This is a genomic window from Pseudomonas sp. PAMC 26793, from assembly GCF_000313235.1.
Lineage (GTDB): Bacteria > Pseudomonadota > Gammaproteobacteria > Pseudomonadales > Pseudomonadaceae > Aquipseudomonas > Aquipseudomonas yamanorum.
This window is the reverse complement of the sequence record NZ_AMXG01000015.1, coordinates 318016-330058: the sequence shown is the minus strand read 5'-3', so window position 1 is coordinate 330058 and position 12043 is coordinate 318016. Positions and strand designations below refer to the sequence as shown.

Genomic DNA, 12043 nt, shown 5'->3' with positions numbered 1-12043 from the left:
TTAGAATGCCGATCACTCGCTCGTCGTCGCCGATGCTGAACTGGCGCAGGACGCAGCACCGCTATTCGGTTTCACTCATTCGCATCGTGGGCCCTGGCTCATACTGCTGTTTTGCCCTATACCGATGGAGTCCCAAGATGAAGAAACTCGTGCTGTTGGGCGCCCTGGCGCTGTCCGTGCTGTCCATGCAGGCTTTCGCCGAAGGCAAGCCACTGAAGATTGGTATTGAAGCGGCTTACCCTCCGTTCGCCTCCAAGGCACCGGACGGCAGCATCGTCGGTTTCGACTACGACATCGGCAACGCCCTGTGCGAGCAGATGCAGGTCAAGTGCACCTGGGTCGAGCAGGAATTCGACGGCCTGATCCCGGCGCTGAAAGTGCGCAAGATCGACGCCATCCTGTCCTCGATGTCCATCACTGAAGACCGCAAGAAGTCCGTGGACTTCACCAACCGCTACTACCTGACCCCAGCTCGTCTGGTATTGAAGGAAGGCACTGCCGTCAGCGACAGCCTGGACGAACTGAAAGGCAAGAAAATCGGCGTGCAGCGCGGTTCGATCCACGACCGTTTCGCCAAGGAAGTGCTGGCTCCCAAAGGCGCCACCATTGTTCCTTACAGCTCGCAGAACGAAATCTACCTGGACGTAGAAGCCGGTCGCCTTGATGGCACCGTGGCCGACGCTACCCTGTTGCAGGAAGGCTTCCTCGACACGCCAGCCGGTAAAGGCTACGCGTTCACCGGCCCGGCTTTCACCGACGCCAAGTACTTCGGCGACGGCATCGGCATCGCGGTACGTAAAGGCGACAAGGAAAACCTGGACCGCATCAACGCTGCAATCGCCGCGATCCGTGCCAACGGCAAGTACAAGGCAATCCAGGACAAGTACTTCAACTTCGACATTTACGGCCCAGAAGCCAAGTAAACCGTCGCAGCTGTCTGTCCAGAATGGCGCAAGCACCAGGATCTCTGAAGTTTGCGCCATTTTTTCATCCCCCTTTTCGAGGACCTGAATCATGTTGAAAGGCTACGGGGCTGTCATCCTCGATGGCGCATGGTTGACGCTTCAGCTCGCCTTGTCGTCCATGGCCTTGGCCATTGTTCTGGGTCTGATCGGGGTCGCGTTGCGCCTCTCGCCGGTGCGCTGGTTGGCCTGGCTGGGCGACCTGTACTCCACGGTGATCCGCGGGATCCCCGACCTGGTGCTGATCCTGCTGATTTTCTACGGCGGTCAGGACCTGCTTAACCGCGTTGCGCCGTTGCTCGGCTACAACGACTACATTGACTTGAACCCCTTGGCCGCCGGTATCGGCACCCTGGGTTTCATCTTTGGCGCCTACCTTTCGGAAACCTTCCGTGGCGCCTTCATGGCCATTCCCAAGGGCCAGGCCGAAGCCGGCCTGGCGTATGGCATGAGCCCGTTCCAGGTGTTTTTCCGGGTGATGGTGCCGCAGATGATTCGGCTGGCGATCCCCGGGTTTACCAACAACTGGCTGGTACTGACCAAGGCCACCGCACTGATTTCGGTGGTGGGCCTGCAAGACATGATGTTCAAGGCCAAGCAGGCGGCAGACGCCACCCGCGAACCTTTTACCTTCTTCCTCGCAGTGGCGGCGATGTACCTGGTGATCACCAGCGTGTCGTTGCTGGCCCTGCGTCATCTTGAGAAGCGCTACTCGGTAGGCGTAAAGGCGGCTGATCTATGATCTTCGACTACAACGTCATCTGGGAGGCCATGCCGCTGTACCTCGGCGGCTTGCTGACCACCCTGAAACTGCTGGCCATTTCGCTGTTCTTCGGCTTGCTCGCGGCCTTGCCCCTGGGCCTGATGCGCGTGTCCAAGCAGCCGATCGCCAACGGTGTGGCCTGGCTGTACACCTATGTGATTCGCGGCACGCCGATGCTGGTGCAGCTGTTCTTGATCTACTACGGGCTGGCCCAGTTTGAAGCGGTGCGGGAAAGCTTCCTATGGCCGCTGCTGTCCAGCGCGACCTTCTGCGCCTGCCTGGCGTTTGCCGTCAACACCAGCGCCTACACCGCCGAAATCATCGCCGGCAGCCTCAAGGCTACGCCCCATGGCGAGATCGAAGCGGCCAAGGCCATGGGCATGTCGCGCTACAAGCTGTATCGCCGGATCCTGCTGCCATCGGCCCTGCGCCGGGCGCTGCCGCAGTACAGCAACGAAGTGATCATGATGCTGCAGACCACGAGCCTGGCCTCCATCGTCACCCTGATCGACATCACCGGTGCCGCACGCACGGTGAACGCCCAGTACTACTTGCCGTTCGAAGCCTATATCACGGCGGGTGCGTTCTACCTGTGCCTGACCTTCATCCTGGTGCGCCTGTTCAAGTTGGCCGAAGGCCGCTGGTTGAGCTACCTGGCTCCACGGAAGCATTGATATGGAACGTATCGATCACCTGTTGCCCTGGGGTCACCTGGGCTGCGAACGCCAACTGACGGTGTTCCGTTTCGGCAGCGGCGAGCGCAAGGCTTATATCCAGGCCAGCCTCCACGCTGATGAATTGCCCGGCATGCGCGCCGCCTGGGAGCTGAAAAAGCGCCTGACGGAACTGGAACAGCAAGGCGCCCTCAACGGCGTGATCGAGCTGGTTCCCGTCGCCAATCCGATGGGCCTGGGGCAGTTGCTGCAAGGCAGTCACCAGGGCCGTTTCGAGATCGGCAGCGGCAAGAATTTCAACCGTGATTTCGTCGAGTTGAGCGAGCCGGTTGCCGAGTTGCTCAATGGCAAGCTGGGGGATGATCCCCACGCCAACGTGCGCATGATCCGCCAGGCCATGACCGATGCGCTCAACGCCTTGCCCGCGCCGAGCAGCCAGCTGCAAGGCATGCAGCGGGTGTTGCTGAGCCATGCCTGCACCGCCGACGTGGTCCTCGACCTGCATTGCGATGCCGAGGCCGCGCTGCACATGTACGCGCTGCCGCAACACTGGCCGCAGTGGCGTTCGCTGTCGGCGCACCTGAATGTGAAGGTCGGCCTGCTGGCGGAAGATTCCGGCGGCAGTTCGTTTGACGAAGCCTGTTCGCTGCCGTGGCTGCGTCTGTCCCGGGCGTTCCCCGAGGCGCAGATTCCATTGGCGTGCCTGGCGACGACATTGGAGTTGGGCGGCCAGGCCGATACCGGCCGTGACGAAGCGATTTTCCACGCCGAAGGCATCCTGGCGTTCCTCGCCGAGCAAGGCCTGATCCGTGGTGAATGGCCCGCGCCGCAGCACGAACCCTGCGAAGGCCTGCCCTTTGAAGGCACCGAGTTGTTGTTCGCGCCTCACGCCGGCGTGATCAGTTACCTGCGTAAAGCCGGGGATGTGGTGGAAGCCGGCGACCCGATATTTGAAGTGATCGATCCCTTGTCCGACTGCGTGAGCATTGTTTGCGCGGGCACGCCTGGGGTGTTGTTTGCCGTTGAACGGCTACGTTATGCCCAAGCGGGTTTCTGGCTGGCCAAGGTGGCGGGGCGCGAAGCGCTGCGGCACGGGCGCTTGCTCAACGACTGACCAACTGTTTTTGTGAGAACCGACCGCATGTACAAACTTGAAGTCCAAGACCTGCATAAACGCTATGGCAGTCATGAAGTGCTCAAAGGTGTGTCCCTGGCCGCCGCGGCCGGTGATGTGATCAGCATCATCGGGTCCAGTGGCTCGGGCAAAAGTACCTTTTTGCGCTGCATCAACCTGCTGGAGCAACCCCACGCCGGCAAGATTCTGCTCAATAACGAAGAGCTGAAACTGGTGGCCAACAAAGACGGCGCCATGAAGGCTGCAGACCCGAAACAGCTGCAACGCATGCGTTCGCGACTGTCGATGGTGTTCCAGCACTTCAACCTGTGGTCCCACATGACCGCGCTGGAAAACGTCATGGAAGCGCCGGTGCACGTGCTGGGCATGTCGAAAAAAGACGCCCGGGAAAAGGCCGAGCACTACCTGGCTAAAGTGGGTGTGGGCCATCGTAAGGATGCGTTCCCTGGCCACATGTCCGGTGGCGAGCAGCAGCGCGTGGCGATTGCCCGGGCCCTGGCGATGGAGCCTGAAGTGATGCTGTTCGACGAACCCACCTCGGCGCTGGACCCGGAGCTGGTGGGCGAAGTGCTCAAGGTGATGCAGGACCTGGCCCAGGAAGGCCGGACCATGGTGGTGGTGACCCACGAAATGGGCTTTGCCCGTGAAGTCTCCAACCAACTGGTGTTTCTGCACAAAGGCATCGTTGAAGAACGTGGCAACCCGCGCGAAGTGCTGGTCAACCCACAGTCCGAGCGTTTGCAGCAGTTTCTTTCCGGCAGCTTGAAGTAATCAGGACTGCTTTTATGCACTGAATTAGTGCAAGCTTCACAATCCTGAGGTTGCCCCAATCCCCTGTGGGAGCGGGCTTGCTCGCGAATGCGGTGTATCAGTTGATACATTCGGTGACTGATCCACCGCATTCGCGAGCAAGCCCGCTCCCACATTTGGATCTTCACCAGCTTTAGAGATTTGTGTCGGTTTACGGGCTAGCATTGGCCTTTGTCTTCATTACTGTTACTCGCTTCGGATAGCACTCCATGACTGCCCATCGAATTGGTTTCCTGATTTGGCCCAGCACTAAAGCACTGACGCTTGCGCTGGCTGAGGAGGCCTTGCGCGTTGCTCAGCGGGTGCATCCGGACGTGGTGTACGAACTCTCGTTTTTGCAGGCCGAACCGCCAATCGACGGTGCCTGGCAGCTGCCGGGTGAACCCTGGGCCGGCAAGCTGGAAGGCTTTCAAAAGTTGTTCCTGCTGGCAGATGAGCCACCGACCGTCATCGCCTCCCAGCTCAGCACCGCCCTCAAGCAACTGGTGCGCGCCGGTTGCGTGATTGGCGGTCTGTCGGCCGGCGTGTACCCGCTGGCCCAACTCGGTCTGCTCGACGGCTATCGCGCTGCCGTGCACTGGCGCTGGCAGGACGATTTCGCCGAGCGTTTCCCCAAGGTCATCGCCACCAGTCATTTGTTCGACTGGGACCGTGACCGCCTGACCGCCTGCGGTGGCATGTCGGTACTCGACCTGCTGCTGGCAGTACTGGCCCGTGACCACGGCGCTGAGCTGGCCGGCGCCGTCTCGGAAGAACTGGTGGTAGAGCGCATCCGCGAAGGCGGCGAGCGCCAGCGCATCCCGTTGCAAAATCGCCTGGGTTCCAGCCATCCAAAGCTGACCCAGGCCGTGTTGCTGATGGAAGCCAACATCGAAGAGCCGCTGACCACCGACGAAATCGCCCAGCATGTGTGCGTATCCCGACGACAGCTCGAGCGGATCTTCAAGCAATACCTCAATCGCGTCCCCAGCCAGTACTACCTGGAACTGCGCCTGAACAAGGCCCGCCAGATGCTCATGCAAACCAGCAAGTCGATCATCCAGATCGGCCTGTCCTGCGGCTTCTCCTCGGGGCCGCACTTCTCCAGCGCCTACCGCAACTTCTTTGGCGCCACTCCTCGTGAAGACCGCAACCAGCGGCGCAGCAGCAGCCCGTTCGAGTTGTCGTCGGTGCCGTCCGAGCGCGGTTAACTTTCTATCTGCACACCCATGCGTTGCCGATAGCGCCTGAGGAGGGAGCTGCTCTGCGGCGACAGCGGGTTACCGCCCCAGTCCAGTGCGTGGAAGATATCCGCAGGCACTTCAAAAATGCCGGTACCGATATGGCGGATAGCGTTGTTGCTCAAGTCTGCGATGGTCAGTTCGCGCAAGCTGAACAGCCCGGGGGGCACGTGGCGGATGCCGGTGTTTTGCAGGTCGAGGATCTTCAAGTGCCGCATGTTGGTGAGTCGCGGTGTGATGCCCAGCGGGTTATCGCTCAGGTCCAGGTAGGTCAGCTGTTCAAGGCCGGCGAGCTGCTCCGCTGTGCTGGCCGTCAGCCGGAGAGTGCATTGGGGCAGGATCAGTTCTTTGAGCCGAGGCATGCGGAAGATCGGCTCCGGAACGTTGCCCAACGGGTAGCCCTGGACGGAGAGGCTTCGCAGTCGGCGGAAGCGCTCGAGGAAGGGTTCTATTTTTGACGTGGCGTTTTGAGCGTAAAGCGAGAGCATTGACACATGGTCGAAATTGGCCGTGAGCGCAGGCAGGTCGCCCAGCAGGGTCACCTCATAGCGCAGTTCGTGGGCAGCGGTGGGGCCGTCGTCGAAGCTATCGATCGGGGTTTCCCGGCGCCAGCACTGCTCCATCAGGTTTTTGAAACCAAACCGCCTGGCCTGTTCTTCAGCGCGTTGCTGCTGGCTCAAGAGGGTGTTCTGGGTCGGGTGTCGGTGGGGGGCATCAATGCGCCACTCCTCGAGGTCCGCCTGGAGTTTTTCGTACTCGGCTTCCATGCGCGTCAATTCCACCCGGCTCTCTTGCAGGCTACCCGGCATGCCATAGAGGAAGCGGTTGCATTCCGGGGTGGTAAAGGTGGGGTACAGCGCCTTGAGTCGCTCGATATCAACGCTCGGAGCTGAGGCATCCCAGCGTTCACCTGTGCGCTGAAAGTGGCTTTTTATACGGTTGATCACGGCTTCCGGGAAAGGATTGTTCCCGAAGTCGAAGGCTTCGCTGGTCAGGTCTGGCAGCGCGAAAAGCGCGTCGGGCAACGCGGTAATGCGATTGTTATTGAGCACGGCGGTTTGCAGGTGCGGGCGGGTGAGTACGCCCGCCGGCAAGTGCTCGATGCCGGTGGCCGCCAGGTCGAGGTAGCGCAGGTCCGGCATTCCTTCGACGTTGGGCACCAGGCCCAGCGGGTTGGCATAAAGGTCCAGGGATTCCAGGCGCGACAGCGATGTGAGGGTTGCCAGGCTCTCGGCGCTCAGGCGTATGTTGGCGTTGCTCAATACCAGCTCGGTCAGGCGCGGCATGCTCTCCAGCCCTTCGGGCAACGTACCGAGGGGGATGTTGCGCAACTCCAGGTGACGCACATTGCGAAAGCTGGCACAGAACGCGTGGGCGCCCAGGGTGCTCTCATCGCCTGTCAGTGACAGGGCCGAGACATGGGAGAAATCTGCCTCCAGGCGGGGCAGGTGGCCCATGATCGGGTTGTCATTGGCCAGGATGTAGCCGTCACGCTCATCGCCATAATGCGTGTCCATCGGGGTTTCCCGGCGCCAGCAGCGTTTGATTTCGTTGCTCAGGTCGAGGCGGTTCTGCAATTGTTCGCTGAACGCTTGCACTGTCAATTGCACACCCGTTTGCGGGTGCAAGTAAGGTGTCTGGATGTGCCACTGCAGCAGTTGCGTCTCCAACTGCGCGTACTCTTGCTCCAGCCTTGCCAGGCCTGGCAAGGCGCCGCCGGGCAATTGGTTGAGCTGGCGCAGCAGCGCCACGTTCTGCGCGTGAGTGAAGCCGGGGTACAGCGCCTGGGTGCGCTGCAGCACGGTCGGCGGTGTGCCTGGCACAGGTGCCGGATGGTCGGGCAGTGGGTAGCCGTCCATGCCGTCGAGCAGGCGTGGTTGTTTGCCAGAGGTGGGGCGCCGGCGTGGAAAGTGCTCCAGGACCGGCAACAGTCGCTCGCCAGGCAGCGCCACCTGGCTGAGGGCTTCGCGCAACTGCGTGCCTTGGCGGATGTGCAGGTTGAGCCGGTTGCGCTCGGTATCCGGCAGGGCTTGCAGGATGGCGGTGTAGAGGTCGGTTTCGCCATGCAGGTGCCGGCCCTGGCTGTCATAGGCCTGATAGAGGCCGTCTTCGTGCACCAGTACCTTGAGGGCATTGCCGTTGCCGGTGCCGATGCGCTGGCTGACGGTGCCGTTGAATGCATGCTCATGCACTTCCAGGCGCACCCTGCCGGACCAGCCGGGCAGCCTGGGCAGGGAATGCAGGGCCAGGGTGCGGGTGTCGGGGTTGTCGCTCGATTCCAGGTACAGGCCTTCATAGGCGCGGTTCAGGCGGACTTCCTGGGCGGTCCAGCGGGCCAGGTCCTCCAGGCTCCTGGGCAGTTTGCCAGCGTTCAGTTCGCGGCGTTCCTGGGCCGTGGCCTGGCGGGTCAGTTCATCGGCGACGCACCCCGGCAATGCCTTGTGCTCGTCCATCAGGCGCTGGCCATCAGCGGTCTGCGGGCGGTTGAGCGATTGATAGCGCGTGTCGAACAGGTTACTGCGCCGTGCCTGGGCCGCCGCCGCAATTTTTTTGCGCAGGGTGTGCAGCCGCGGAGCAAACGCCTTGGGCGGCTGGCCGAATTCCTCCCCCAGCATCGGCTTGATTTCGTCTTCCTCCAATGCCCGCAGGGCAGTCTCCAGCAGTTCGCCATTGTTCAGTTGGGCCTGGCTGATGCGCACCGCCGGCAGCGCGTCCTGGCTGGCGTATTGCCAAAAGACCTGGCCCTGGCTATCGACCACTTGCAGGGCCTTGGTGTCGGGCCACAGCTCGGGGCGGCCAAGCAACTGCAATTGGGTAAGGGCATCGGCCTTGCCGTATTGGCCCGGGTCGTCGCTGTTCATCTGGCGGATAAAGGTCGCCAGCTCCTCATCAATCCGAAAGCGTTGCACGGTATCGGCCAGCACGGCCGGGGTGGGCTGGCGCTGTACATGCAACTGGCGCAGGGTGTTTTCCGGGATATGGCTGACGCTGCGGATCTGTTCCAGCCGTGTCGGGCTGAAGCCCTCCACGCTGTGGCCGAGGCGGCGCATCAAGGTGGTGGCGTCCCAATACAACGGTTGGTCCAGCTCGGTATGCCAGGCCCCCGTGCCGTTATGCCAGACCCGTGGCTGGTAGGCCTCGGGGCGGGTGGGGTGAAGCAAGCTGTAGTGCTCGCGACCGGGCGCCTTATTCAGGGTGAACGGCTGCCGGTCGACCGTGATCACGGCCTGGTCCTGATGGTGGTAGATGCCTTGCTCATCCGCTTTTGACTGCTCCGGCAGGGCTGCCTGGCGTTGGTAGGGGCGCAGGTCGGGCTGCCAATACCGGGTTTTGCCGTCAGCCATCGGGACTGGCTTGAAGCCGTCGATAAAGGTTTTCGCGGGGGGCGCCATCAGTGCCCGAAGTTCGCTGGCGGCAATCGTACCGCCGGCCCCGAAAGTACCCAGTTGAATCAGCGCCTGGACCGTGCCCATCAGGTGCTCGAACGCCTCGCGGGTGCGGCCCTGTGCCCAATCAACCACCCCTTCGAAGGTTTCATCCAGCAACTGGTAGGCCATATAAGCCAGCATCGCTTCCCCCAGTACCGGCACGAAGGGCGCGACCACCATCGCGGCGATGTTGAGCAGGGTCGAGGCGATCTGCTGCAATGAATCCCACAGCGCCCAGCGGGCTTTCTGGTCGACGCGGGCGGTGGACACGGCGATCACCTTTGCGTCATTGAGGATTTTGTCGAGCGCCCGTTGGTAGCGATGGTTGGCCAGTGCGCCGGGGATCGCCACGGCGCTGAGCTGCAGGTTGGGGCGGTCCCTGGGTGTGTCGCGCCAACTGGGCAGCGGGTCGCCGGGCGTATGAGGGTGCCAGGTGATGTGGCTCAGGCGGCTGTTGAGGTTGGCGAAAAAATGCCCGCGATCCTCGTGGTTTACGAAGCGGCTGAAAAATTGCTGATAGTCGTGGCTGCGCAGTTGCCGGGTCAGTTCTGTCATGAACGCGGCGCTGGAAGGGTAGTGCTTGATCGGATGCTCGGGGTCGTCCGGCACGTAAGCGATCACCGGGACGATGGCCTGCTGGCGTTCAAGGTCCGGCGCGAACAGCACGGGACCGGTCAGTTGGGCGTTCATCATCCGCACGTCATGGCCACGCAGCGGTTTGCCGCCCAGGCTCGCGCCGGGTTGGCCATCGAGCAACCGTTGCAGCGCCTGGTGCGCGGCGGGGGGGATATCGTTTTTCATCAACGCCAGTTGCAGCGCGGTGTCCAGGGCGGCCCGTTGGCTGGCGCTGACCTGCGTCTGGAGCACGGCAGCAACGACGGCGTCGCTCAGGCCCAGGTTCTCTTCGAGGTAGCGCTGGTAGCGGGCGCCGATATCCAGCGTGCGGCACAGCTGGGTGAAGCGCTGGATCGGTAGTGTGGCCTGGATGCCGGGCAGCGGCGTTGACTGGCCTTGGGCGTCGGGTTGGCTGATGTAGTCGGAGGACGCTTCAAAGCGCTCGTCGGCTTCGAAGTTATGCAGCGCCGCCTCCAGCAACGACAGGGTCCAGGTGCGTGCGGCGCCGCTCTTGATCGGGAACCAGGGGATGGTGGCCGGGATGTACAGGCGCAGGAACGTGGTCTTCACGTTCAGCTCCAACCCGAACTGATCTTTCAGGGCTGCTTTCAGTAACGGCTCGGCGAACGCCTGCACATCCTGCAGCGCCGTCAGGCGTTGATCGACCTGGTTTTGTGCATGCCAGTGGCTGGCGTTGAGCGCGCGCCATTGTTGGCGTTGCTCGGCCGTGGTGCTGCGGTACCAGGGTTTGACATGGGGCGAACTGGCGCTCAAGGCCTCGCGCCGGGCGGCCGTGGCGGCCAGCAGCCAAGGCGCGATAGCCTGTTGCAGTGGTTGATAATGGCTGTCGGGATGCTGGGCATCGGCAGGGTTCAAGGTGTCGGGCATGGCGCTTTTCCTGTTGCGCGGAGTAAGCCGACAGCACAACAGGGCGGCGAGGGGGATTGGCAGTAGATAGTTGCGCATAAATCAATTGCGCGTGCCCCTGCCGCACAGAGGGCCGCGCGGTTTAAACTGCGCCATTGCGATGCTATTTGTCGCATTGGCGTAAACCCGCGAAAATCGCGGGTTGGCGCTATAAGAAGTTGTCGCTTGGCGGCAAGGCCGCGCTGAAAACTGTCCTTACAATCCCTGCATCGCCCGCCAGTTTCAGGCAGGCGTTCCTCTTCAGGAGACTCCGATGTCCGTTGAGCAAGCCCCGGTGCAACGTGCCGATTTCGACCAGGTCATGGTTCCCAACTACGCACCTGCCGCTTTCATCCCCGTGCGTGGCGCAGGTTCCCGCGTATGGGACCAGGCGGGCCGAGAGCTGATCGACTTTGCCGGCGGCATCGCGGTCAACGTATTGGGCCACGCCCACCCGGCGCTGGTCGGTGCACTGACCGAACAGGCCAACAAGCTGTGGCACGTGTCCAACGTCTTCACCAATGAGCCGGCCCTGCGCCTGGCCCACAAGCTGATCGACGCCACGTTTGCCGAGCGTGTGTTCTTCTGCAACTCCGGCGCCGAAGCCAACGAGGCCGCCTTCAAGCTGGCCCGTCGCGTCGCGTTCGATCGCTTCGGTACCGAGAAATACGAAATCATCGCCGCGCTGAACAGCTTCCACGGCCGTACCCTGTTCACCGTGAACGTGGGTGGCCAGTCGAAGTATTCCGACGGCTTCGGTCCGAAGATCGTCGGCATCACCCATGTGCCTTACAACGATCTGGATGCGCTGAAAGCGGCCATTTCGGACAAGACCTGCGCCGTGGTGCTGGAGCCGATCCAGGGCGAAGGCGGCGTATTGCCGGCTGAGCTGGCTTACCTGCAAGGCGCCCGCGACCTGTGCGACGCGAACAACGCGCTGCTGGTGTTCGACGAAGTGCAAACCGGCATGGGCCGCAGTGGCGAGTTGTTCGCCTATCAGCATTACGGCGTCGTGCCCGACATCCTCACCAGCGCCAAGAGCCTGGGCGGCGGTTTCCCGATCGCAGCCATGCTGACCCGCGAAGACCTGGCCAAGCATTTGGTGGTCGGCACCCACGGCACCACCTACGGCGGCAACCCGCTGGCGTGCGCGGTGGCGGAAGCGGTGATCGACGTGATCAACACGCCGGAAGTACTGGCGGGTGTTAACGCCAAGCACGACCTGTTCGTCTCCCGTCTTGAGAAGATCGGCCAGCAATACGGCATCTTCACCGAAGTGCGTGGCCTGGGCCTGCTGCTCGGTTGCGTGCTGAGCGATGCCTGGAAAGGCAAGGCCAAGGACATCTTCAACGCCGCTGAGCGTGAAGGCCTGATGATCCTGCAAGCCGGCCCGGATGTGGTGCGTTTCGCCCCGAGCCTGGTGGTGGAAGATGCCGATATCCAGGAAGGCCTGGACCGCTTCGAACGTGCTGTGAAAAAACTGACGCAAGCCTGATAGACCGTTGGGTGCCCGGCGAGTCGGGTATCCAA

8 protein-coding genes are annotated in these 12043 nt (G+C 62.1%); 7 read left to right on the top strand and 1 reads right to left on the bottom strand.

Translation table 11 applies throughout. The features are described from left to right. The first annotated feature begins 137 nt into the window (after positions 1-137). From D109_RS0104730 to D109_RS0104705, 6 genes are all read left to right on the top strand, one after another. Complete coding sequence (locus D109_RS0104730; RefSeq protein WP_017475899.1) at positions 138-923, top strand: ABC transporter substrate-binding protein; 786 nt, start codon at positions 138-140, stop codon at positions 921-923. 91 nt (positions 924-1014) lie between these two features. Further along, positions 1015-1704: an ABC transporter permease gene (locus D109_RS0104725; protein ID WP_003214341.1), complete on the top strand. Its 690-nt coding sequence runs from the start codon at positions 1015-1017 to the stop codon at positions 1702-1704. Continuing rightward, positions 1701-2399 (top strand): ABC transporter permease, encoded by a 699-nt coding sequence (locus tag D109_RS0104720; RefSeq protein WP_017475898.1) that lies wholly within the window; start codon positions 1701-1703, stop codon positions 2397-2399. Before D109_RS0104725 ends, D109_RS0104720 begins: the two co-directional genes overlap by 4 nt. A gap of 1 nt (position 2400) precedes the next feature. After that, positions 2401-3513 carry a succinylglutamate desuccinylase/aspartoacylase family protein gene (locus tag D109_RS0104715; RefSeq protein WP_017475897.1) on the top strand — a complete coding sequence of 371 codons (1113 nt, stop codon included), beginning with the start codon at positions 2401-2403 and terminating at the stop codon, positions 3511-3513. Between the two features lie 27 nt (positions 3514-3540). Next, complete coding sequence (locus tag D109_RS0104710) at positions 3541-4305, top strand: ABC transporter ATP-binding protein (RefSeq protein ID WP_003214336.1); 765 nt, start codon at positions 3541-3543, stop codon at positions 4303-4305. A 248-nt stretch (positions 4306-4553) separates the two neighbouring features. Continuing rightward, positions 4554-5534, top strand: a complete 981-nt coding sequence (locus D109_RS0104705) for a GlxA family transcriptional regulator (protein WP_003214334.1) — start codon at positions 4554-4556, stop codon at positions 5532-5534. Here D109_RS0104705 and D109_RS0104700 read toward each other — a convergent pair. Then, positions 5531-10495: a leucine-rich repeat domain-containing protein gene (locus D109_RS0104700; RefSeq protein ID WP_017475896.1), complete on the bottom strand. Its 4965-nt coding sequence runs from the start codon at positions 10493-10495 to the stop codon at positions 5531-5533. The two genes, D109_RS0104705 and D109_RS0104700, sit on opposite strands and share 4 nt — an antisense overlap. 292 nt (positions 10496-10787) lie before the next feature. Between D109_RS0104700 and D109_RS0104695 the strand changes: the two genes are divergently transcribed. Further along, entirely contained in the window at positions 10788-12008 is a 1221-nt protein-coding gene (locus D109_RS0104695) for an aspartate aminotransferase family protein (protein ID WP_017475895.1), read from the top strand. Positions 12009-12043: the final 35 nt, after the last annotated feature.

Coding starts and splice junctions, on each gene's coding strand:
- D109_RS0104730 (WP_017475899.1), top strand. CDS start 138: ATGAAGAAACTCGTGCTGTTGGGCGCCCTGGCGCTGTCCGTGCTGTCC.
- D109_RS0104725 (WP_003214341.1), top strand. CDS start 1,015: ATGTTGAAAGGCTACGGGGCTGTCATCCTCGATGGCGCATGGTTGACG.
- D109_RS0104720 (WP_017475898.1), top strand. CDS start 1,701: ATGATCTTCGACTACAACGTCATCTGGGAGGCCATGCCGCTGTACCTC.
- D109_RS0104715 (WP_017475897.1), top strand. CDS start 2,401: ATGGAACGTATCGATCACCTGTTGCCCTGGGGTCACCTGGGCTGCGAA.
- D109_RS0104710 (WP_003214336.1), top strand. CDS start 3,541: ATGTACAAACTTGAAGTCCAAGACCTGCATAAACGCTATGGCAGTCAT.
- D109_RS0104705 (WP_003214334.1), top strand. CDS start 4,554: ATGACTGCCCATCGAATTGGTTTCCTGATTTGGCCCAGCACTAAAGCA.
- D109_RS0104700 (WP_017475896.1), bottom strand. CDS start 10,495: ATGCCCGACACCTTGAACCCTGCCGATGCCCAGCATCCCGACAGCCAT.
- D109_RS0104695 (WP_017475895.1), top strand. CDS start 10,788: ATGTCCGTTGAGCAAGCCCCGGTGCAACGTGCCGATTTCGACCAGGTC.